The following is a 22,245-nucleotide window of genomic DNA, read 5'->3' on the forward strand; positions in this document are numbered from 1 at the left end:
AGTGGACACCAGGCATGAAAGCAGCCGGCTTGCCTCATCCGCTATGGGCCGTGCAGTACTGGCCCGCATGGCTGCTTGGGCTGGGCTTTGCCCTGCTGTACGTACCGACCTTCCTGGACTTGTCCAGGACGGTTTGGGCGTCGGATGCGCAGGGGCACGGCCCCATCATCCTGGTCGTCAGCTACTGGCTGGCGTGGCGCAAGCGGCATGAGCTGATGGGCGCGCCCGTCGCGTCCCGTCCCTGGACGGGCACGATGGCGCTGGTCCTGGGCCTGCTGCTCTACGTCTTTGGACGTTCGCAATCCGTCATTGCCTTTGAGGTTGGCTCGCAGATCTTCCTGTGGCTGGGCGTGCTGCTGATCTTTCGCGGTTGGGCCGCGGTGCGCGTGGTCTGGTTCTCGCTGTTCTTTCTGGTCTTCATGGCACCGCTGCCCGGTGCGCTGGTATCAGCGTTGACCGCGCCGCTGAAGTCCGCCGTCTCCACCGTGGCCGAAACGGTGCTTTATGCCTTGGGTTATCCCGTGGCGCGCACCGGCGCCATGCTCAATATCGGCCAATATCAGCTGTTCGTCGCCGATGCCTGCGCTGGCTTGAATTCCATGTTCACGCTGGAATCCCTGGGCCTGCTGTACATGAATTTGATGAACTACAAATCGGTGGCGCGCAACATTGCGCTGGCGATTTTCATTATTCCCATTTCCTTTTGCGCCAACGTTGTTCGCGTCATGATCCTGGTGCTGATCACCTATTATTTCGGTGACGAGGCCGGCCAGGGTTTTATACACGGCTTTGCCGGCATGGTGCTGTTCATGGTGGCGCTCGTGCTGATGCTGCTCGTGGACTATCCTCTGGGCCGCCTGTTTCCGGAGAAAAGCGCTCAGCCGAATCCGCAGCGAAAGGTGCCGGCATGAAACCCCTGTCCGTGCAGCTTCGCGTGCTGCTGGTATTTTTGGCCATGGCGCTGTCGTCATGGCTGGCTTTTGCGTTCAAGCCGTCCATCAAAGTGGCGGATGCCAACCCGCTGGCTCCGCTGGAAACGGCCATTCCCAAGAAGTTTGGCTCGTGGCGTGTGGATACCGATTTGCCGGTAATACTGCCGTCGCCCGAAGTCCAGGAGAAACTGGACAAAATCTACAACCAGGTGTTGTCGAGAACGTATGTGGATGTACAGGGCAACCACATCATGCTATCCATCGCTTACGGCGGCGACCAGTCCGATGGTACGACTGCCCACAAGCCCGAGATTTGTTATCCGGCCCAGGGATTGGAGATTGTTTATAACCGTGTGGGTACGATGAATGTCCAAAATCAGGATATTCCCGTGCGGCGCCTGCGTGCACGCATGGGCAGCCGCCACGAGCCCATCACCTACTGGATTGTGGTTGGTGACCAGGCCGTGACGTCGGGCAGCGGCATGAAAATGGTTCAACTGCGCTATGGCATGCGCGGGTTGATTCCCGACGGCATGCTGATTCGCGTTTCCAGCCTGGAGCGGGATCCGGAAACCGCCTTCAAGCGCCATGAGGAATTCATCCGTGCGCTGACTGCCAGCGTCGATCCCTCCCTACGTCTGCGGCTGCTGGGTGCCCCCAGCAGACGGCCGGCAAATACCCAAGCTGCAGCCTTATGACTCCCAACCGTACACGCAGCGCCGTGCCGCTGCTGATTTTGAGCCTGGGTTTTGCCGTGCTGATGGGCGCGGCGGCCGGCATGGGCAAACCCGCGATGCTGGCACCATTTTTGGGCCTGCTCGCGCTGGTCGGTTTGTTTATCGTTCCGTCCCGATTGGCTTTTTGGACCATTTTCGTGGTGTCCATGGTCATTGTCGGCCCAGTGATGTATTTCGGAAAACTGGATTCCGCGCGCTGGGGCCCGCCGCTGCTGGCCCTGGCGATGTACATACCGTTGGTCGCCTTCATATTCAAGCCGCGCAAGCCCACAGTGCAACCGGGCTGGCCGCTGTGGGTATTCGTCATGGTCATGTTTTTGATCGTGGCCGGCTGCAGTACCGCCATGAGCTCGCCGCGTTTGGGCGAAGTCGTGGTGGCCTCGCGTACTTACATGGCATTTTGGTCCGTGGCTTTGGCCGTTGGCGTGGGCATGCTTGCGCCGCGAGACATGCTGCTGGCCTGGAAAGCCCTGCTGGTCGTGGCCATCATTCAATTGCCGGTGGCGGTGTACCAATATTTCGTGGTGGCCAAGGCCTCCAGCCGCCTGTCGCCCTGGGACGCGGTGGTCGGCACGTTCCCAGGAAATATCGAGGGCGGTGGTGCCAGCCACGGCATGGGTATTTTCCTGCTGGTGGCCATGGCCGCGGTGCTGACCCTGTGGCGCGCCAAGCGAATCAATCGCTATTTCGCCGCCGCGGTTATGGTGGGTATTCTCGGCTCGCTGGCCCTGTCGGAGGTGAAAGCGGCCGTGCTGCTGGTGCCCGCGGTATTCGTGCTGCTTTTCTACCGGGAATTGCTGCGCCGGCCCATGCTGTCCTTTGGCGCCTTGCTGGCTTCCGTGGTGCTGATGGGCGCGCTGTTCACGGTCTATGCCACGACCTTTTATGCAGGGCGCGGTATGACCCTGTCCGGCAAGATGCCCACCTCGCCGTTGCAATCCATAGAGAACCAGCTCAACCCCGAGGAAGTGCACACCCGCGACACGGGCAAGGGCGTGGTTGTCAGCCGGGCCGCCCGCATGGCCGACTGGTGGAGCCGCAGCGTGCGCTACGGCGACCCGTTCCACGCCATGCTGGGTTACGGCATTGGCGCTACCCAGACCTCGTCCATAGGCATGGGTGAACTGGTGCCCATGTTTCCCTATCCATTGGATATGACGGGGACCACCATTTTGTTATGGGAAACAGGGGCCCTGGGACATTTGCTGTTCATGGCGGCGCTGTTCATGGCCGGCTTGAATTGCAATTCCAGTGCCCGCTCGCCCATTGTTCCCGTGGAGCACAAGGCCTTGCTGGAAGCGGCCGGCGCGGGATTGATCATTTTCTCCATCACGCTGCCCTACAGCAATTTCTCGCTGCGGGCCGCGCCCTCGCAATTCGTCATGGTTTTCATGCTGGGATATTCAATTTATTGGTGGCGCGTGGTGCGCCAAGCCGCGCTGGCCCGCGCCGGCAGCGTGGCGCCGGCAGCGGAAGTTGAATCCGGGCCCAAGGCCATGAAACCTGGTTTTGTTCACAAGCAAGCGGCTCCGAGGTATCGCCATGGATGACAGGGTGGTTTTCCTGCTGGGTTCCGGCCGATCCGGAACGACTTTGCTCTACAAATTGCTGGCTGCGCATCCGTCGGTGGGCTATTTGAGCAACTACCAAAGCCGTTTGCCGGGCTTGCCGGCCACGGCGCTGATGCACCGCATTCCACGCAATTCATTGGCCATGAAACGGCGGGCCTGGTTCGGCGGGCAGGGGAATGCGTATTTCGAAGGAAGGCGCAAGCTGTCCCAGTTCTGGATTCCATCCCCCGCGGAAGGCGAGAGCATTTTTGAGCGTGCCGAAATACCCCACACGCCGGCCGAAGGTTTCGTATTGGGTGAGCCCGGCCTGAGCCGTATTCGCAGCATGTTCCACGGCACGCTGGAGTATGGTGGTGGCGACGTGCTGCTGTGCAAGCGCACGGCCAACAACCGGCGCGTGGCGGTATTGCGCCAGGCCTTTCCCCGCTGCAAATTCATTCATCTGGTGCGTGACGGGCGCAGCGTGGCGGATTCATTGGTCAAAGTGGGCTGGTGGGACGACCATCAATTGTTTTGGGCCGGCAAAACCCCTCGCGAGCTCAAGGCCGAGGGCGTCAACGAATTGCACATTGCTGCCCGCAACTGGGTGGAAGGCATGCAGCAAATCGAGCGCGGTTTGCAGCAGATAGAAGCCGACGGCAAGCACACCCTGCATTACGAACAATTGCTGGCTGACCCACACGGCGAACTGCGCAGGTTGCTCCAATTCATGGGTGTGCAAGCCTATGCGGACAAGGATTACGAGGCTTTTATTTCGTCGCTGGCCATCAAGCCGGCCGAGGCCTCGTGGCGACGCAAGTGGTCTCCGACAGACCGTGAAGCCGTGACTGAGCTGCAGCGCGACATGCTTGACCGCTGGGGTTATGCCTGATACGAGTGCCCAAATACTTTAAAACCATTCCGGAGCGCCAGGAGCCCAGATGCATGCCGTGATCAATTCGATTTACCAACGCTCGGTGCCTTGGGGTTATCGTCAGATGCTGCGGGCCTATAAGCCCAATGGCCCGCTGCGGCGCCTGCGCACCACGCCGGATGCCGAGGATTATTGTCTGGCACCATTCGATGAAAATCGCTGCATATTTGTGCACATTCCCAAGACCGCGGGCATTTCCTTGTGCACGGCCTTGTTTGAATGCAAGGGCGGCGGACATTTGACAGCGCGGGCCTACCGTGCCATTTTCGGCGCACAGGCGTTCAACGAGTATTTCAAATTCACGTTTGTGCGCAATCCCTGGGACCGTATCGTTTCCGCCTACACTTTTTTATCCCAGGGTGGGGCTAACAAGCGAGACGCCGTCTGGGGGCAATCCGTGCTGAGCCATTACAAGAATTTTGACGAATTTGCTTTGCAATGGCTGGACCAGCGCAACATCTACGGCCAAATTCATTTTGTACCGCAATGGGAATTCGTGGTGAGCGGACAGGGCCAACAATGCATGGATTTTGTAGGCCGCTTTGAAAGGCTGGGTGAGGATTTTCAATACATCACCGACCAATTGGGCCGCTCCTGTGACCTGCCCATGGTCAATGCCAGCCAGCGCAGTTCTTACCGGGACTATTACAGCGCCGCCAGCCGCAAAAAGGTGGAGCAGGTCTACCAGCGCGACATCGAGCAGTTTGGTTATTCGTTCTGAGGCGACCCGATGAATGTGCTTTACGTGTGCTCGGCCGCGCGCTGCGGCTCGACGCTGACCGACATGTTTTTGGGCGGTCACCCGCGCGCCACGTCGCTGGGGGAGTCCAACTTCCTGGCCAAAGCTCTACGGGTGGGAGAGAAGTGCTCCTGCGGCGCACTGCTGCGCGAGTGCGAGCACTGGCAGGCGGTGTACAGGCGGCTGGAGCGATGGGGCTTCAGCGTCGAGCAGCCCTACGGCTTTCGGTTGTGGGACGCGGTGGCCTGGACCTACATCGACAAAGCGCACCAAACCAAATCTTTCCTGGCCGCGGTGCGCCTGCGCAAGAGCTGGATGGCGGCGCGCGACCTCGTGCCCGCTGGAGCGCGCCCCCTGGTGCCCGTGCCCCCGGCCTACCGCGACGCCCTCACCAACAAGATGCGTCTTTACGAGGCCGTGGCCGATGCCTGGGACAAGGACGTGGTCATCGACTCCTCCAAGAACGTGCGCGAGGCGGTGGAGCTCTACCAGCGCCACCCCAAGACCGTGCGCATCCTGCTGGTCACGCGTGACGGGCGCGGCGTCTACCTCTCGCGCCGCAGCAGCGGCCGCGATCCCGAGGAAAGCGTGCGCGCTTGGCTGAGCTACTACGGCCGCGCGCTGCCGCTGCTGGAGCGCCACGTGCCCCCCGAGGCTCGCATGCAGCTCAAGTACGAGGACATCGCCAGCGACCCGCGCCGCGCCGGCGAGCGGCTGTGTGACTTCATCGGCCTGGACTTCCAGGAATCCATGCTGCGGCTGGACGGTGTGACGCGCCACATGGTCAACGGCAACGCCACGCGCTTCGCGCCCAACAAGGGCATCGCCCTGGACGAGCGCTGGCGCAAGGACTTGCAGCCCGCCGAGCTCTCCTACTTCAACGGCCGCGGCGGTCCCATGAACGCCGCGCTGGGCTACCGCTGACCTCGCCGCGTCGCCCAAGCGAGACCCCGACAGCCGCCATGCTCAAGTTGCTTTACATCACCGAGGACACCTTCCCGCCCTACCGCGTGGACGTCGTCGAGCTTTTCGCCCGCCAGCTCGTGTCGCGCGGCTACACCATCGACTGGGTCATGGACGTGAACAAACCCCAGCCGGGGTTGGGCAGCGAAACGCAGTGGCTGGGCAGCCGCGTCTTTCTGGCGCGCAATGAGGCCGGCTCCGGCTTTCTTGGGCGGCTGTCCCGCAACTTCAAGGGCCTGCTCAACGACCTGCGCATCCTGCGGCTGGCCCGCGGCGGCCAATACCACGTCATACAGGTGCGCGACAAGTTCTTTGCCGGGCTGGTGGCGGCACTGGCAGCCAAGCTCACCGGGGCGCGTTTCGTATTCTGGATGTCCTACCCGCTGGCCGAGTCCAAGCTGCAGCTCGCCCAGAACCCGCGTGCCCGCTACCGCTGGCTCTTGAAACTCAAGGCGCGGCTGATGATGGCCTCGCTTTACCACGGCATCCTGCCCGCCGCCGACCATGTCTTTGTCCAGAGCGAGCGTATGAAGCAGGACGTGGTGGCCCGCGGCGTGGACCCGCAGCGCGTTTCGCCCGTGCCCATGGGCATACGTGCGGACAAGGTGGGCGAGCCGGCTGACGCCAAGCCGCCTTCCACCGAGGCGCCGCTGCTGCTGCACCTGGGCATCATCCTGCGCATACGCAGCCCTGAGTTCCTGCTGCGCGTGCTGCAGCGGGTGCGCCAGCGCTACCCGCGCGCCACGCTGGCCTTCGTGGGCGAGGGACAGGCCCCGGCCGACCGCCAGGCGCTGGAGGACGAAATCGACCGCCTGGGCCTGCGCGAGGCTGTCACCGTCACCGGCTTCCTGCCCATGGAGCAGGCCTGGGAATGGGTGCAGCGGGCTGACGTGTGCATCTCGCCCTTCGCGCCCATCCCGGTGCTGCAGTCCACGTCGCCCACCAAGCTCATCGAGTACCTGGCCATGGCCAAGTGCGTGGTGGCCAACGAGCACCCCGAGCAGTCGCTGGTGCTGGAGCAAAGCGGCGCCGGGCGCGTCGTGGCCTGGGACGAGGATGCCTTCGCCGCCGAGATCTGCCGCCTGCTCGACGAGCCGCAGCAGGCCCAAGCCATGGCCTCGCGCGGGCCCAAGTGGGTGCGCGAACATCGCACTTACGACGTCATCGCCCAACAGGTGGACGCCGCCTACCGCCGCCTCGTGGCGCAGGGAGTCGCCGGCTGATGGCACAGGGCAAGCATCACCACGGCGGCCGCTACTCGGCCGCGCGCATACGCAAGGCGCTGCTGTACTTCATCGTCGGCCGCGGCGCGCAGGCGGTCACGTTCCTGCTGTTGACGCTGCTGCTGGTGCGCGTGCTCTCTGCGCACGACTACGGCGCCTACATGGCCATTTGGGGCATGGTGGAGCTGATGGTGCCGCTGAGCTCCTTTGGCCTGCTCGAAGCCAGCCGCCGCTACCTGCCCATGCTGGCGCAGACGGGCTCGCGCCAGGCCGTCATGCCCTTCGTGCGCGGCGTGGTCCTGGTGCGCCTGGGCCTGCTGCTGTTGTGGGCGCTGGGCCTGGCGCTGCTGTGGCCGCAGGCCATGAAGTTCGTGGGCGTGGAGAAGGGCGACCTGGGCGAGCCGCTGGCTGCTGCCGGCGCCATTGCCGTGATCTGCAGCGTGCCGGCCTTCCGCTTCGTCAGCGAAATGCTGGAGTCGCTGCTGGAGCAGAAGTGGTCGCAGCTGCTGCATGCGGCCATGCCGATCGTGCGCGCCGCCGCGGTGCTGGGCCTGCTGGTGCTGGGCGAGCTCAACCTGTCCATGCTGCTGCTGTTTGACGCCGGTATCGCGCTGCTGTTCATGCTGGCCTCGCTCATCGTCCTGCGCGGCAAGGTCATGGAGATACCCGAAGGCGAACCCGCGCCCGTGGATTTCCGCGAAGTCTTCTCCTTTTCCTGGCACATGGCCGGCGTGAATCTGCTGCAGGCCACGGCCAGCATCGGCGCGCTGCGGTTGCTGGTGGCGCGCTTCCTGGGGCTGGAGGTGGCAGGCATGTTTGCGTTCATCCAGCAGCTGCTGCTCATGGCCGGGCGCTACATGCCCGCGCAGGTGCTGGCCAGCGTGGTGCGGCCGGTGCTGGCCGCGCGACACGCCCGCGGCGACCACGCCACAGTGCTGGGCGTGCTGGAGCTGCTGTGGAAGGCCAACCTCATCATGCTGGTGGTGTGGCTGGCAGCGGTGGGCGTGAGCGGCGAGGCACTCATGGCCCACGCCAGCGGCGGCCGCTTCACCGACACGGGCTGGATCATGTTCCTCATGCTCCTGGGCCTGGGCGCCACCACGCAGGGCCAGAACGTGTCGCTGTGCATGCAACTCTACGGTGTGACGCGTGAACTGCGCACGCAAAGCGTGCTCTTCCTGCTGGTGCCCGTGGGCGTGGTGCTGGGCAGCCGCTGGGGGCTGGAAGGCGTGGCCGCCGGCATCGCCATCACCCACGGGTTCAAGAACGCCTTCGCCCTGTGGTGGCTGCGCCGCCAGGGCATCCACCTGGCCTACGACCTGCGCGCCATGCTGCGCATCTCGATTTCCATGGCCATCGCCGTGCTATTGGCCACCGGTTTGCACACTGCCTTCGGCCCCTGGATTGCCCTGAGTACGCTGGGCGTATTCACCGTGGGGGCTTTGTATTTCTGCAAGCCTTTGCGTGAAAGCGAATTCATCATCATGTCCAATATCCTGAAGGGTCGGCTGTCCAACTGGCTGCGTGCCCTGGTCCATATTGAACGCGTAAAGGCTTGACATGAAATCATCCCCCGGACCGGTATTTGTGGTCGGCGTCAATGGGTCAGGCACCACCATGCTGGCTGATTCCCTGGGTCATCATCCCGATTTGTATATGTTTCCCCGGGAAACCCGGGTGCTGCCCAGTTTGCTACACAAATACGGCGCGATGGGCCCCATTTCGAATGAGAATCGCAGCGCGCTGGTGCAGGAATTAAGCCATGGTAAGGCCTTCTGGCGGGAAAATGGCAATCAGCCTGTCGTTCTGCCGGAGGTTGAGTATTCAAGTGCCGCCACCGCGGGCGATGCCATCGCCGCCGTCTACCTGCACATGGCCCATCGAATGGGCAAGCAGCACTGGGGCGACAAGACGCCCATGTACGTACAGCACCTGGCCCTTATGGCCCGCGCCTTCCCTGGCGCGCGCTTTCTGCACGTGCTGCGCGACGGGCGTGACTGTGCCCAGTCCTTCCACCGCCGCTGGGGCCTGTCGCCTCTGCGCTCCGTGTGGCGCTGGAAAAAGGCGGTCGCCTTCGGCCGCGAGCAGGGTCTGAAACTGGGTCCCGACCGCTACATGGAAGTGAAATACGAGGATTTGACCAGCAATCCTGAGCAGAGGATGCGCGAGGTTTGCCATTTCCTGCAGATTCCATTTCTGCCGGCGGTTCTCAAATCCAACATGCGCTATTTTGACCCCAATTCCGATCGTGCGCAGGCCGGCGCCATGGTGCCCAATTCCCAGCGTTGGCGTAAATATTTCACCGGTGACCAGATTCGGCAGCTTGAATCCGTGGCCGGCCGCATGCTGTTCGAGGCCGGTTATCCGGTGGAGTTGATGGGCGACGCCGACCCTGCCTCCTGGAAACTCGCCAGTCTCAAATGGATGGACTGGGCCCGCATGTCGCGCTCGCATTTGCAGGGCCTGCGCCGCGTGGCCGGCGTGCAGGCCTTTTTCATGCGCGCCCGCGAGGCCGTGACGCAGGACCGCGTCAACCGGTATTGAGGCCGCACCCGTCGCGATCCTGGGCGTCGCCGTCGCGCCCAAACCAATCACAGCAAGACATTGGAGCGTCCATGACGACCGTGCCCAACTTCATCATCGGCGGCACCGAAAAAGCCGGCACCACCTCGGTTTTCACTTACCTGCTGACCCATCCCGAGGTCTGCGGCTCCAAGGTCAAGGAAACCGACTTTTTTCGCCACAACGACTGCGCCGACCCCGTCCGCGCCCGCGAGACCTACGGCGCCCACTTCGCCCACTGCAAGCCGGGCACGCGCGTGGTGATGGAAGCCTCGCCCGGCTACTTGGGTGAATCCGCCACCGTGGCGCCGCGCATGGCGGCCATGCTCAGCGACGTGAAATTGCTGTTCATCCTGCGCCACCCCGTGGACCGGCTTTATTCCAGCTACAACTTCCACAAATCCAAGCTCGAATTGCCGGCCGATTTGAGCTTCGAGGACTACGTGGAAAAATGCCTTCAATTCGACCGCGGAGCCACACCGGAGTCTTTGGGCGTAGGCCGCTGGTTTTTGCAGGTGCTGGATTTCGGCCGTTACGCCCAGCATTTGGAGCCTTTCCTGCAGCGCATTCCGGCCTCGCGCATACAAATCATGTTTTATGAGGATTTGCAGGGCGACGAACGTGGCTTCATGCAAAAGCTCTGCGGCTTTCTGAATATCAATCCGCATTACTTCGATGACTACACCTTCAAGGCCGCCAACGTTACCTTCTCCAGTCGATTCGAAGGTCTGCACCGCCATGCCTTGAAAGTCAACCGCATGCTGGAGCCGGTACTGCGTGCGCGCCCAGAGTTGAAGCATTCACTGGTCAATTTGTACAAGAAGTTCAACCAGGCCCGCCAGGGCTACGCGCCCATGTCGCCGATTATACGGGACAAACTGCAGGCGTATTATGCGCCCAGCATCCGTCAACTGGCCGGCATTGTGGGCGAGGGTGCCATGCCGGCGGGCTGGATGGAATCCGCGGCTGCTGCCGGGACAGGTTCCTTCAAAATGCAACCCGCGCGTTGAATTTCGGCGCCCAGGGTGAAATTCTCAGTTCAATGAAAGGAGTGCCGGTATGGAAAAACTCTACTACTTGTCGCACTACCTCTACAAAAAACGCATTCCCGTTTTGCCCAAGCTGGTGGAATTGACCTTGCGCATGTTCTTTCACTCCTCGATTCCGTACCAGGTGGAAATTGGACCGGGCGTTTCGTTCGGGCACCGCCAAGGCATCATGATGGGCAAGCGGGTCAAAATCGGCGCCCGCTGCAAAATCCGCCACCAAGTCACCATTGCCGGTGGCAAGGGTGGCGGTGCGACGATAGGCGACGACGTGCAAATAGGCGCTGGCGCCAAGATCATCGGCCCCATTCGCGTCGGTAACCGTGCCCGCATTGGCGCCAATGCCGTGGTGGTGAAGGACGTGCCAGACGACGCCACCGTCGTCGGCATTCCCGCCCGTGTGGTGCGTATTGCAGGGCGCAAAGTTTCGGAAAACGGTGTGGTGGAAAATCCGGTGTCGCCGGTTTCCGTGACGCGCGAGGCCGCGTGATGAAAATTTGAACCACAAGCAGGTGAGGCGAGGCGGTTGAATGGCTGCGTTCGCGGCCTCATGGCCTCATGAAAAAACGGACCGATTCGTCATCGGTCCGTTTTTGTTTGGCGTTGGAATTTATTGCGGATTGTCGCAGACCGCCCGCGTCGCGGGGTTTTGAATCCAATGCTCCGCGTCCGTCCAAAAGGCGTAATCCTCGCGCAATCCGATGAGCGACATATCCAGCACATGCCGCTCGCCCGCAGGCGCGCCTTGCTCGTGGCCCACGATGCGCACCTGGTGGCCCGTGGAGGCTTGTTCCAGGCGGGCGAATTGGCCGGCGCGGTATTCCGTCAATCGCCAGTCCTGCTGCATCAAATACAGCGGCAACCAGCCCCAGCTCCATTCGTTGTGGCCGTATTTCTCCACCGGGGACATCACCACCGTCAAATCATGGTGGCATTGGCCTACCACCTCGGACAGTTGTTTGTAGAAGCGCACGCTGCTCTGCGGCAATTCAAAGCTGTCCATCTGCTTCAAATAGCTGATGTAGGCGCCGGCGGAACGGGCACCGTCATGCGTGCCCACGACCAGCGGGTCGGCGGCCCAAGCGGTCAAGGGGTTTTTCTTGAGTGCCTCCGCCGTCGGCACGCCAATCAGGGCCAGTGCCGCCAGGCTGGCAGTGGCGACCACCACGCCCAATTGCTGCCGGCCATGGGCGGACAACTGAATGGACGTGGTTTGGGTGGTGCGGCAATTCCGTGCCACCGCTTGGGCCACGGCCAGCACCAAGCCCAGGAAAAAGGGCACCAGGTATTTTCCGGAATAAAGGTTGCGCAGCGGCACCAGCGTGGGCAGCAAGGCCAGCCAATACAGCAACCAGGTCTTGTCGAAGGATTGGTCAGCGTAAGCGGCTTTCCACGGCCGTGTCGTCCACCACAGTACTGGAAGGACCACCAGCGCGGGACCCAGGGCGAACAGGACGATCTTCACCCGGTACATCATGGTGACCTCGAATTCGCCCTCGCCGTAGCGCTGCAGAATCGCGGCCGCGTCCGGAATGAAATGCGGTTGCCAGGCCAGGAAAATGCCCACCGTTGCCAGGCCTCCGGCGGCAAACAGCAGGAACAGACGCAGCCTGGATTGCACCGCCCAAAATCTGGGCAGCACCAGCAGAATCGGCACGAATACCGCGAAATCCAGCCGGAACAGGCAGCCGGTCGCCATCAAGGCACCGGATAAGCACATCAGTCCGGGCCTGATTTTCGGTGTGCAGCCCATGTGCATGGCCAGCAGCGCGCCGATGACGAACGGCAAAGCCAGCGCCGTGGTATTGAAATACAGCGTGGTCACCCACAGCTCAGAAATGCTCAGCGTCAATACCAGCGCCATGCAGCGCGCATAAGGCGCGGCCTTCAACATGCGCGCCAGCAGCAAATACAACAAGGCCAGGCCTGCACCGCCCAAGCCCTGGGCTACATAAGTGAGAGCAAAAGGCTTGTTCAACCAAGGTGCAATGGCTGCCAGTAATTCATAGGACAGCGGCTGCCAGTGGTATCTGTAAACTCCAGCGCGGCCCAATATTTCGAACTGATTCATGCCGAACAGCATGGCCAGTCCGTCGCCTTCGAAACCCTGCCGGTCTCCGAACAGCATGGGCATCAGAACCAGCATGGCCAGAATGACCGGGGTGGCGAGTTTCTTTTCACTCGGCCAACGCGCCGGCCCGGTGTAACTTCTCATGCCCAATTGCTGACGAGGAGAATTCATGGCAGCTCTCAGGTGGCCAGCCAGATGAGCGCCACCGTGATGATGACGATGAGGCGGCTGACCCAGTCGCGTGCCGCGAATACCACGGGGTCATCGTGCAAGCGGCGGCGGTTGGCCTTCAGCCACAGCCGCAGCAGCCAGAACAGCAACAGTGGTCCCAGTATCCACAGGTATTGCGGATGGCTGAAGCGCTGTGCCGTGAGCGGGTCGTTTAAATACAGCAGCAGTACCACCACCGCCAGTTGGCCGGCCGCAGCGCCGGCGGCCAGCACAAAAGTCTGGTCGCCAATCAGATAGCCGCGCGAGCGAAGCGCCGCCGTGTCCGAAGGCAAGGTCGTGGCAATTTCAACGTAGCGCTTGGCAAATGCCAAGCTGAGGAATAAAAATACCGAGAAACTGAATATCCACAGCGAAATCGGTACGCTCAGGGCCGCGGCGCCAGCCACGATGCGCAGGGTATACAGCCCCGCCAGCACACACACGTCCACCACGGCGCGGCGTTTCAGTCGCAGCGAATAGGACAGGGTCAGTGCCAGGTAGACCAACAGGCACAGCGTGAATTTGGCAGGCAGCAGGGTGGCCGACAATATCAGCGAGCCGGCGAACAGCACGGCGCTCATGCCGGCCGCGGCCGGAATGGAAATCAGGCCGCTGGCAAAAGGCCGGTGGCGCTTGCGTGCGTGGCGTCGGTCGGCTTCCAGATCGAACAGATCATTGACGACGTAAATGGAGGACGCCATCAATGAAAAAGCCAGCATGGCCAGCGGAACGCGCATGAGCACGTCCAATGGCATGTGGGAGACCGCAGGCAATATGGGTAGCAGCGGCAAAGCAATCAGGAGATTCTTCAGCCACTGGTGCAGGCGCAGGCCATATAACACGTCCCAGAGGCGGGCTCGCGGCGTGTGAATGACGGTGGTCACCGGTGCAGCCTCGCGCGCCGACGATTCCAACGATCGTGAATTCGTCACCAGCACGGCATGCGCGGTTTCACGCCAGATGGGAATATCCACGGGCCGGTCGCCAGCGTAGGCGAATTCTCCGCCGTCATTGCTGTTGTGGCGGCGGGCATCGGCCTGAATGGCTTCGAGCTTGCGAGTGCCGCTCAAATTGCGCTGGCCGTTCGAGGCCAATACCGCGTCGAACAGGCCCAAATGGCGGGCCACGTCGTGGGCGAATTTCTCGTCCGAAGCGGTGGCCAATACCACGCGGCGGCCCTGGGCGCGGGCTTCGCGTATGAATTCCAGCACCTCGTCGCGGTAGGGCAGCGTGGTGACGTCCAATTCCACCCGCTGGGCAATTTCCTGCTTGAAGGCCGCCTTGCCGCGGGATAGCCAGCCCGGCATTTGCACCAGGCTGGCAGGGCGGCCCTTGAGCAGCCGCAGCAGGGATTCATGCAGCAAATCGGTGGCGATGAGCGTGCCGTCGAGATCGACGTACAGCGGCAGGGGCGGCACTTCCACCTGCGGTGCGGCATTCATGGCGGCTTTAATGGCGTGCTCCTGCGCGGGCTGGCTCGAATTCGCTGCCATAAATATGGCGGGCAATATCGCGGGCGATGCGCGCGTTGTCGTGGCGGGGCTGCCAGCCCAGGGCCAGCGAGCGGTCAATATCCAGCACGTGCGGCCATTCCAGCATCAGCGCCTGCTCGCGGGCCAACAGGCGCCAGCCGCTGAGCGCGGCGATGAATTGCAGCGGTTTCAGGGGCAAATGCAGCATGCGTGCCGGGGGGGCGTTGATTTCGTCCTCGATTTCACGCACCCAGTCGTTGATGGACAGGGGCCGCGGCGCCGCAGCGTTGTAGAAACCCGTGGCATTGCGGCGAATCACGCATTCCACCAGGCGGGCCACGTCTTCCACATGGACCATGGCCACCGGATGAGCGGCCTTGCCCGGCACGGTGACCGGACGGCCGCGCGCAATGGCGCGAACGAAATTGCGGAACAGACCTTCGCGGCCCGGGCCACCGATGATGCAGGGAATCACCGTGGCCCAGCGCGGCATGCCTTGCTCCACCAGGCGCTGCGCCTGCAGCTTGGAAATGCTGTAAACGCCCTGGCCCTTCATTTCGCTGTCCGGCCCATATTGGGGGGCACCGTTTTGCGCATACATCATGCTGGTGCCGATATTGACGAACTGCACGTCGCTGCCGGCGTAGCGCTGTACGAGGCAGCGGGTGGCTTTGACGTTGTTGTGGTGGAACCAGGATTTGCGAGAGATCAGCGGCAAATTGGGTGACACATATTGAACCGCTGCGGCGTGAACCACGGCTTCAACCGGAGGCAGGCGGCGAGAAAATTCCTCGTCGGCCAAATCGCCGCGCAAGTCGACATCGCCGTGCAAATCGGTAGTGGTCACCACATGGCCCGCTTCACGCAGGCGGCGGGCGCAATATCGGCCCAGAAATCCGGCGGCCCCGGTGAGGAGAATGTGCATGCCTGACTCCTCAGCCACGGGAAAGAATGACCACGCCGATGACGATCACGCCAATGCCCAGCAGGCGTTGGGCCGTGAGCGCCTCGCCCATGAATTGCCAGGCAATGAACGCATTTACGACATACCCAATGGAAAGCATGGGATAGGCCACCATCACGTCCACCCGCGACAGGGCCGCGATCCACAGCACCACGCTCACCACATAACAGGCCAGACCTCCGACTATCCAGGGTTGTGTACCTACGGTGAAAGCCAATTGCACAGGGCTGTGCGGGCCGTCCAGCCCAATGACGCCCAATTGGCGCGTACCGTTTTTGAGAAAAAGCTGCGCGGCTGCATTAAGTAATACGCCGCAGATAATCAGTAAAAAGGTAGTAGGCTTCATGGCGCGTCCTGACATGGGAGGAGTATCGGTGTAATTTCCTGTGACGCGTCCATTTCAAGCCTTATTTACCCTTAACCACGTACCGCCCAATACCGGGTGAGGTTTTTGGTGCTCTTGGCGAGGGTGAGTGGTTATTTAAGGGTGGAAATGTCTGTCACTTTCTTCAACATTGACAGTGACAAATTTTCAGATCGCGAAATCGAGAGCAACCGAAACGGCTTGGATATTCCCGTAGAAGGCTGGCCGGCTATTTGAAACTCCATGAAAAAAGCCGCCGCAGCTCCTTGACGAGCGGCGGCGGCTTGGTCAGCCCAGGCGCCTTGCACGGCCTGGTGGAGGCATCGGGTCTTAGTCGATAAAGCCCAGCTCGCGCAGCTTGCGGATGACCTGGTCGGCGGCTTGGTCGGCGGTGTTGTACATGGTGTCCACGCGCAGCTCCGGCGCTGCGGGCGGCTCGTAGGGGCTGTCTATGCCGGTGAAGTTGAGCAGCTCGCCGCGGCGGGCCTTCTTGTACAGGCCCTTGACGTCGCGCTCCTCGGCCACTTCCAGCGGGGTGTCGACGTGGATCTCCACGAACTCGCCCTCGGCCATGAGGCTGCGCGCAAGCTGCCGCTCGGCGCGGAAGGGCGAGATGAAGGCGGTCATGACGATCAGGCCCGCATCCACCATGAGCCGCGCCACTTCAGCCACGCGGCGGATGTTCTCCACGCGGTCGGCTTCGGTGAAGCCCAGGTCCTTGTTCAGGCCATGGCGCACGTTGTCGCCGTCCAACAAGTAGGTGTGGCGGCCCAGGGCGTGCAGCTTCTTCTCCACCAGGTTGGCGATGGTGGACTTGCCAGCGCCGGAGAGGCCCGTGAACCACAGCACGGCGGGCTTCTGGCCCTTTTGGGCGGCACGCGCTTCCTTGTTCACGTCCACCGGCTGCAGGTGGATGTTGTGGGCGCGGCGCAGCGCGAAGTGCAGCATGCCCGCACCGACCGTGGAGTTGGTCATGCGGTCGATGAGGATGAAGCCACCCGTCTCGCGGTTGGTGCCGTAGGCGTCGAACGGGATGGGGCGGTCCAGCGCCAGGTTGCACACGCCGATCTCGTTGAGCTCCAGCTTCTTGGCCGCCAGGTGCTCCATCGTGTTGACGTTGACCTTGTACTTGGGCTCGGTGATGGTGGCGCTGACGGTGCTGGTGCCCAGCTTGAGCAGGTAGGGGCGGCCCGGGAGCAGGGGCTCCTCGGCCATCCACACCACGGTGCACTCGAACTGGTCGGCCACTTCAGCGGGCGCCTCGGCCTTGCAGATCACGTCGCCGCGCGAGACGTCCACCTCGTCGGCCAGGGTCAGTGTGATGGACTGGCCGGCCACGGCCTGCGACAGGTCGCCGTCGGCGGTGACGATGCGCGCCACGCGGCTTTCGCGCCCGCTGGGCAGCACGCGCACGCGGTCGTCGGGGCGGATCATGCCGGCGGCGATGGTGCCGGTGAAGCCGCGGAAATCCAGGTTGGGGCGGTTGACCCACTGCACGGGCAGCCGGAAGTCGCTGGCCTGCTGCTGCGTCTCCTCGATCTCCACGGTCTCCAGGTAGCCCATGAGGGTTGGGCCGTGGTACCAAGGCGTGCTGTCGCTGTGCTGCAGCATGTTGTCGCCGCGCAGGGCCGACAGCGGAATGGCGGTGATGTCGGTCAGGCCGATCTGGCGCGCGAATGCGCGGTACTGCTCCTCGATGTCGCGGAAGGTCTGCTCGGAGTAGCCCACCAGGTCCATCTTGTTGATGGCCAGCACCACCTTCTTGATGCCGATGAGGCTCACCAGGTAGCTGTGGCGGCGGGTCTGCGTGAGCACGCCCTTGCGCGCGTCGATGAGGATGACCGCCACGTCGGCCGTGGAGGCGCCGGTGATCATGTTGCGCGTGTACTGCTCGTGGCCCGGGGTGTCGGCCACGATGAATTTGCGCCGGTCGGTGCTGAAGAAGCGGTAGGCGACGTCGATGGTGATGCCTTGCTCGCGCTCGGCGGCCAGGCCGTCCACGAGCAGGGCAAAGTCGATCTCGCCGCCTTGCGTGCCCCACTTGCGCGAGTCGGCCTCGATGGCGGCGAGCTGGTCCTCGAACAGCATCTTGGATTCGTACAGCAGCCGTCCGATGACGGTGCTCTTGCCGTCATCGACGCTGCCGCAGGTGATGAAGCGCAGCAGGCTCTTGTGCTCGTGCTGCTTCAGGTACTGCTCGATGTCTTCGGCAATGAGGTCGGAAACGTGGGCCATGGTGTGTGTGTCCTGGGTCGTTGGGAGGGAGGCTCTTGAGCGGATGCGCGCGCAACGCGGGGCGCGGCGCAGTGGCTCAGAAGTAGCCCTCCTGCTTCTTCTTTTCCATGGAGGCGGAGGCGTCGTGGTCGATGACGCGGCCCTGGCGCTCGGAGGTGCGCGCCAGCAGCATCTCCTGGATGATGGCCGGCAGCGTGTCGGCCTCGGACTCGATGGCGCCGGTGAGCGGGTAGCAGCCCAGGGTGCGGAAGCGCACCTTGCGCATCATGGGGACCTCGCCGGGCTTCAGGGGGAAGCGCTCGTCGTCCACCATGATCAGCGTGCCGTCGCGCTCCACCACGGGGCGCTCCTTGGCCATGTACAGCGGGACGATGGGGATGTTTTCCAGGTAGATGTACTGCCAGATGTCCAGCTCGGTCCAGTTGGACAGCGGGAACACGCGGATGGACTCGCCCTTGTGCTTGCGCGCGTTGTAGAGCTTCCACAGCTCGGGGCGCTGGGTCTTCGGGTCCCAGCGGTGCTGCGCGGTGCGGAAGCTGAAGATGCGTTCCTTGGCGCGGCTCTTTTCCTCGTCGCGGCGCGCGCCGCCGAAGGCGGCGTCAAAGCCGTAGTGGTCCAGCGCCTGCTTCAGGCCCTGCGTCTTCCACATGTCGGTGTGGATCTGCGAGCCGTGGTCGAAGGGGTTGATGCCCATCTGCTTGGCTTCGGGATTCTGGTGCACCAGCAGCTCCATGCCCAGCTCGCGCGCCATGCGCTCGCGCATGGCGTACATGTCGCGGAACTTCCAGGTGGTATCCACGTGCAGCAGTGGGAAGGGCGGCGGGGCGGGATAGAAGGCCTTCTTGGCCAAGTGCAGCATGACCGCGCTGTCCTTGCCGATGGAATACAGCATCACCGGCTTGTCGGCTTCCGCGACCACCTCGCGCATGATGTGGATGCTCTCGGCCTCCAAGCGTTGCAGATGGGTCAGTTTCATGGGCTGCTCTCTCTTGAGGGAGGGGAAGGCCGCGGCTCGCGCGGCGGCTGAGGGGTTAAGGGGCTGCGGGGCCACGGCCGGCGTGGCCGGGCGCCAGGGGGCGGGGGCTGGCTTCTGAGCCGATGCCGGGGCACTGCGGATGGGAGCGGGCGGCGCGGGCGGCAGCGCGCGTGGCGCGGGCCGCTCAGCCGGCTCCAGTGCCCGCGGCGGTGCCTGCAGCACGCGCGGCCTGGCCGTTTTGGCCGGCGCCGCAGCGGCTGCGGGCGTGGCGCTGGCCGGCAGCACCGAGCGCAGCGCCAGCGGGCAGGGTTGCAGCGTCACGCCGTCGGCGGCCAGGGGCCCGCGCAGCGCGGCGCCTGCGGGGCTGTCCAGGTCTATGCCGTGCAGCAGCGCCAGCACGGGGCCGCCGGCTACCTGCTGCAGGCGGCGCAGGAAATCGGCATGGACGGCGGCTGTGCTGTCGCCAAAAGGCAGCCACACCAGGCTGCCGCGCAGGCTCAGCGCGGCCAGCACGCGGGCCGCTGCACTGCCGTGCTCGCCCACACGCAGCTCGCCGCACCAGAAAAGAGTGGCGCGCTGCTGGCGCGCCTGGCGCACGTGCCGCGGCAGCGCCTGCTCCAGCCACTGACGGGCTTCGTCCGTCGTGGCGGCTTCCTGCAGGCCTAGCAGGCGCAGGCCCCAGCGTTCCAGGTAGCGGGTCACGGTGCGCTCGCCCAGCGTGACGCCCAGCTCGCGCTCTACCCATTGGCCCAAGGCCTCACGCTGCCACAGCGGCGTGTCGAGCTGCGCCTCCTGCGGCATTTGCGCCAGCACCAGGCGGCGCAGGGCCTGCTCCTGTTGTGCAGTCAGCGCACGGCCTTCCCCATGCTGGCGGCCACGGCCACGCACGGCCACGGCGCCCCAGCCGCCGGCCAGGAAGGCCTTGTGCGCGGCAATCACCGTGGGCGCACTCAGGCCCGTTTCAGCGCGAATCTGCTGCAGCGAACGGCCTTCAAGGCGCAGCTCGACCGCACGCCGCCGCCTCGCATTGAGCTGCTGCACGCTGGTTTCGACGAGGACGCTATCTTCCGCCACTTGAATTTGAATATGACTAAACGTCATTAAGCATTTAATGTGCTTAATTATAGGTGGCTGTGCCAATCCTGTGTTCAGGGGAGGTCTGCCCGACGGGCCGAACCAGCACGGACGGCGGTTGGAGTTGGCATTCATGCGGGAACGCATGTGCTTGGGCAGGGCGCTTGGGCATGAACGCGGCGCCTGGGCCTGAAGGGCAGGCCAAAGGGGACGGTGCAAGCGAACGAGCGGACGGGGAATCGGGCAATTGGCGTGCGTTCCCCGTCAGGCTCAAGGGGGTGGCCGTCGAAACTCCACGTGGCAATAAGGGGGGTGATTCAAATTCGAACCCAATATCGCGTAAGCCGTCTTTGAAATTGACGGTGCGACTGTTTGACTGAAATGACGGAGGCCTTGGCTGAATCCATTGCAGCTTTGCAGAGCTCGATGGACGTATCTTTTTGTGGGATTTGTGATGTGCCTATACAAACTCAGTCGTCAGCGCATGACAGTATTTGTAAATTCATGAAAGCTATTGCAAATTCGCAGCGCTCATATGCGTTATGCGTCTGCGGGGTTGACCCTAGGAGCCGCTCGAATCAAATTCCGGCAGCCGAATAGGCATCCTTGAAACCCTGTTTTCACCAAGGAACAGTCAAATGAAGTCACGCGCTATCGCACTGGTAGCTGCCGCAGTATTCCTTCCCTCGGCACACGCCATTGATGCCGTTTGGGATTTGCACGACCCGAGTGAAACTCTGGTCAGGAATATCGGCAAGAACATCAGTTTCGTGGACGACGCACGCTATATCCTGACGCCGGCCCAAAGCGGCAACACGGGTGTGCAGGCGACGTTTACCCTGAACAAGGGCACGATCGGCAATCTGAAGGTCGATTTTTACGGCGATTATTACGGGCCCGATAAGTATCTGGGCTCGTTCACCGGCGACGCGACCAAGGGTCCGATGACCTTCAGTTTCGAGCACATCGACGGCCGCAAGAAATACTATTACCTGATCACCGGGACGACCGGTGCGCTGGGTGCGGGCTATACGCTGACGTCGAATCTCGTGCCGGCCAGCGCGCTGAGCTCGCCGGCTGCAGCCGTGCCCGAGCCGGCGACTTACGCGATGTTTGCCGCCGGTGCCGTGCTGCTGCCGCTGGCGCGGCGGCTGCGTCGCCGCAAGGACGACGCGGACGCGTCAGCGGACCGCTCGGCGTAAGCCGAAGGCGGCGGCCACGCCCAACAGGACGAACAGCGCCAGGCTCCAGAACTCGTAGGGCACGCCCAACAGGTTCGTCGCCGCGTCGGCACAGCTGGCGCGGGGCTGGAAGATTTCCGGGAGGCTGGCGTCCAGGCCGAGTTGGGCCAGGATCTTGTCGGCCAACGTGAGGTTGCACGACGAGGAGGCCGCCGCCACGAAGTGCTGCCACAGCGCTGCGGCCATGCCCGCGAGCGACAGCGGCAGCACCAGCGCCAGCGCCACGCGGCGCAGCGCCAGGGCATTGGCCGCCCAAGCGGCCAGTCCTGCCATGCCTATGAGCGCAAAGATCAGCCGCTGCAGCACGCACCAGGGGCAGGGCTGCATGTCGAAGACGTGCTGCGACACCAGCGCGGCGCCTATGGCCGCGAAGCAGACCAGCGCGATGAGCGCCGGCAGCGGATCCCGGCGCACGGAGGCCGGCTGCGCCAGGTTCAGGTTCATTGCACTTCGGCGATGAGCTCGATTTCCACGCAGGCACCCAGCGGGAGCTGGGCCACGCCGAAGGCGCTGCGCGCATGCGCGCCCACTTCAGCGCCGAACACCTCGCCCAACAGTTGCGAACAGCCGTTGGTCACCAGGTGCTGCTCGGTGTAGCTGCCGGTGCTGTTGACCAGGCTGAGCACCTTGACGATGCGCGCCACGCGGGAGAGGTCGCCCACGGCCGCCTGCAGCGTGCCCAGCAGGTCAATGGCCACGGCGCGCGCGGCGGCGGCGCCTTCTTCCGTGCCCATGGTCGCGCCCAACTGGCCCACCCAGGGCTTGCCATCTTTCTTGGCGATGTGACCTGAGAGAAAAACGAGCTTGCCGCTTTGCACGAAGGGCACGTAGGCGGCAGCGGGCACGGCCACGGGAGGCAGCGTGATACCTAGGGCATTCAGACGGTCTTGAACGGTGGACATGTCGGGGGATAGCTCCGGAAGGTCTGGTACAGACGGGGCGCGGCATCCTA

20 protein-coding genes and 1 pseudogene are annotated in these 22,245 nt (G+C 63.1%); 12 read left to right on the plus strand and 9 right to left on the minus strand.

Translation table 11 applies throughout. The features are described from left to right. Window positions 1–14: 14 nt before the first annotated feature. The 11 genes from xrtB (at window position 15) to ALA01S_RS03030 (ending at window position 11,176) form a co-directional block, all read left to right on the plus strand. On the plus strand, window positions 15–911 hold the full coding sequence (xrtB, locus tag ALA01S_RS02980; RefSeq protein WP_066331840.1) for an exosortase B: 897 nt from the start codon (window positions 15–17) through the stop codon (window positions 909–911). Continuing rightward, a complete protein-coding gene (epsI, locus tag ALA01S_RS02985) occupies window positions 908–1,630 on the plus strand; it encodes an exosortase-associated protein EpsI, B-type (protein ID WP_066331842.1) in 723 nt (240 codons plus the stop codon). Before xrtB ends, epsI begins: the two co-directional genes overlap by 4 nt. Beyond that, the gene (locus ALA01S_RS02990; RefSeq protein ID WP_066331844.1) at window positions 1,627–3,219 is read left to right on the plus strand and encodes a hypothetical protein; all 1,593 of its coding nucleotides are present in this window, start codon (window positions 1,627–1,629) and stop codon (window positions 3,217–3,219) included. The genes epsI and ALA01S_RS02990 overlap by 4 nt, the downstream gene beginning before the upstream one ends. Continuing rightward, a complete protein-coding gene (locus tag ALA01S_RS02995) occupies window positions 3,212–4,111 on the plus strand; it encodes a sulfotransferase family protein (protein WP_084267155.1) in 900 nt (299 codons plus the stop codon). Before ALA01S_RS02990 ends, ALA01S_RS02995 begins: the two co-directional genes overlap by 8 nt. A gap of 49 nt (window positions 4,112–4,160) precedes the next feature. Continuing rightward, on the plus strand, window positions 4,161–4,874 hold the full coding sequence (locus tag ALA01S_RS03000) for a sulfotransferase family 2 domain-containing protein (RefSeq protein WP_066331848.1): 714 nt from the start codon (window positions 4,161–4,163) through the stop codon (window positions 4,872–4,874). 9 nt (window positions 4,875–4,883) lie between these two features. Continuing rightward, entirely contained in the window at window positions 4,884–5,816 is a 933-nt protein-coding gene (locus tag ALA01S_RS03005) for a sulfotransferase (protein ID WP_066331850.1), read from the plus strand. Between the two features lie 38 nt (window positions 5,817–5,854). Next, window positions 5,855–7,078: a glycosyltransferase family 4 protein gene (locus ALA01S_RS03010; RefSeq protein ID WP_066331852.1), complete on the plus strand. Its 1,224-nt coding sequence runs from the start codon at window positions 5,855–5,857 to the stop codon at window positions 7,076–7,078. Continuing rightward, window positions 7,078–8,637, plus strand: coding sequence for a lipopolysaccharide biosynthesis protein (locus tag ALA01S_RS03015; protein ID WP_066331854.1), 1,560 nt, complete (start codon window positions 7,078–7,080; stop codon window positions 8,635–8,637). Before ALA01S_RS03010 ends, ALA01S_RS03015 begins: the two co-directional genes overlap by 1 nt. A 1-nt stretch (window position 8,638) precedes the next feature. After that, the gene (locus ALA01S_RS03020; protein WP_084267156.1) at window positions 8,639–9,622 is read left to right on the plus strand and encodes a sulfotransferase family protein; all 984 of its coding nucleotides are present in this window, start codon (window positions 8,639–8,641) and stop codon (window positions 9,620–9,622) included. A 71-nt stretch (window positions 9,623–9,693) separates the two neighbouring features. Next, window positions 9,694–10,650, plus strand: coding sequence for a sulfotransferase domain-containing protein (locus ALA01S_RS03025; RefSeq protein WP_066331858.1), 957 nt, complete (start codon window positions 9,694–9,696; stop codon window positions 10,648–10,650). 49 nt (window positions 10,651–10,699) lie between these two features. Continuing rightward, window positions 10,700–11,176: a serine O-acetyltransferase gene (locus tag ALA01S_RS03030; protein ID WP_084267158.1), complete on the plus strand. Its 477-nt coding sequence runs from the start codon at window positions 10,700–10,702 to the stop codon at window positions 11,174–11,176. 120 nt (window positions 11,177–11,296) lie between these two features. Here the strand turns inward: ALA01S_RS03030 and ALA01S_RS03035 are convergent, their stop codons facing one another. The 7 genes and pseudogenes from ALA01S_RS03035 to ALA01S_RS35395 form a co-directional block, all read right to left on the minus strand. Then, a complete protein-coding gene (locus tag ALA01S_RS03035) occupies window positions 11,297–12,928 on the minus strand; it encodes a hypothetical protein (RefSeq protein WP_157118725.1) in 1,632 nt (543 codons plus the stop codon). A gap of 8 nt (window positions 12,929–12,936) precedes the next feature. Then, window positions 12,937–14,391: a UbiA family prenyltransferase gene (locus ALA01S_RS03040; protein ID WP_169805840.1), complete on the minus strand. Its 1,455-nt coding sequence runs from the start codon at window positions 14,389–14,391 to the stop codon at window positions 12,937–12,939. Window positions 14,392–14,416: 25 nt separating this feature from the next. Beyond that, window positions 14,417–15,364: an NAD-dependent epimerase/dehydratase family protein gene (locus ALA01S_RS03045; protein WP_084267160.1), complete on the minus strand. Its 948-nt coding sequence runs from the start codon at window positions 15,362–15,364 to the stop codon at window positions 14,417–14,419. A gap of 10 nt (window positions 15,365–15,374) precedes the next feature. Then, window positions 15,375–15,749: an SMR family transporter gene (locus ALA01S_RS03055; RefSeq protein WP_066331875.1), complete on the minus strand. Its 375-nt coding sequence runs from the start codon at window positions 15,747–15,749 to the stop codon at window positions 15,375–15,377. 348 nt (window positions 15,750–16,097) lie between these two features. Next, on the minus strand, window positions 16,098–18,002 hold the full coding sequence (cysN, locus tag ALA01S_RS03060) for a sulfate adenylyltransferase subunit CysN (protein ID WP_066331878.1): 1,905 nt from the start codon (window positions 18,000–18,002) through the stop codon (window positions 16,098–16,100). Window positions 18,003–18,078: 76 nt separating this feature from the next. After that, on the minus strand, window positions 18,079–19,680 hold the full coding sequence (cysD, locus tag ALA01S_RS35140) for a sulfate adenylyltransferase subunit CysD (protein ID WP_259375499.1): 1,602 nt from the start codon (window positions 19,678–19,680) through the stop codon (window positions 18,079–18,081). After that, window positions 19,657–20,199: pseudogene (locus ALA01S_RS35395) on the minus strand (winged helix-turn-helix domain-containing protein); the annotation flags it as partial. The pseudogene ALA01S_RS35395 and the gene cysD, both read right to left, overlap by 24 nt. A gap of 491 nt (window positions 20,200–20,690) precedes the next feature. Here ALA01S_RS35395 and ALA01S_RS03070 point away from each other — a divergent pair. Beyond that, window positions 20,691–21,254, plus strand: coding sequence for a PEP-CTERM sorting domain-containing protein (locus tag ALA01S_RS03070; RefSeq protein ID WP_157118727.1), 564 nt, complete (start codon window positions 20,691–20,693; stop codon window positions 21,252–21,254). On the opposite strand, the gene ALA01S_RS03075 is transcribed toward ALA01S_RS03070, so the two are convergent. Then, window positions 21,234–21,737, minus strand: coding sequence for a disulfide bond formation protein B (locus tag ALA01S_RS03075; RefSeq protein WP_066331883.1), 504 nt, complete (start codon window positions 21,735–21,737; stop codon window positions 21,234–21,236). The genes ALA01S_RS03070 and ALA01S_RS03075 overlap by 21 nt on opposite strands. After that, window positions 21,734–22,195 carry a RidA family protein gene (locus tag ALA01S_RS03080; protein WP_066331886.1) on the minus strand — a complete coding sequence of 154 codons (462 nt, stop codon included), beginning with the start codon at window positions 22,193–22,195 and terminating at the stop codon, window positions 21,734–21,736. Before ALA01S_RS03080 ends, ALA01S_RS03075 begins: the two co-directional genes overlap by 4 nt. Between the last annotated feature and the right edge of the window lie 50 nt (window positions 22,196–22,245).

Origin of the sequence: Azohydromonas lata NBRC 102462, from assembly GCF_001571085.1 — a bacterium.
Classification (GTDB): domain Bacteria; phylum Pseudomonadota; class Gammaproteobacteria; order Burkholderiales; family Burkholderiaceae_C; genus Azohydromonas; species Azohydromonas lata.